Annotated in this window: 1 pseudogene; it reads right to left on the bottom strand. The window is 74.9% G+C overall.

The features are described 5' to 3' along the window. Positions 1-331, bottom strand: a pseudogene (locus ACLZOT_RS51030) (hypothetical protein); the annotation flags it as partial.

Below are 331 nucleotides of genomic sequence, written 5' to 3'. Positions count from 1 at the left end.
GCCACTGGCGCAGCGGATACCAGAGGCCGTAGCCGTACAGGGCGTGCAGTTCCGCGACGACGAGCTCGCGGACGCGCGGTGAGGTGAAGACCAGGCTCCGCTCGCTGCGGCCGGCGTCGCGGCTCGGGCCGGGCCGGTGCTCGGTCGTCACGAGCTCCACGGCCCGCTCTCTCCACCGGGCGCGGGACTGGTCGGCCACGGTGCCGGGCAGCGGCGTCCCGGCCGGGCCGTCCGGTTCCGCGACCGGTGTCTCGCCGCTCTGCTCCCAGTTGCGTACGTACGCGGCGAGGGAGGCGCACTCCTTCTCCAGCGTGCGCTCCGGGATGCCCTC

Origin of the sequence: Streptomyces sp. 4F14, assembly GCF_048159485.1 — a bacterium.
Classification (GTDB): Bacteria; Actinomycetota; Actinomycetes; order Streptomycetales; family Streptomycetaceae; genus Streptomyces.
Note: the sequence above shows the minus strand (reverse complement) of the source record. Positions and strands in the feature narration are given on the sequence as shown.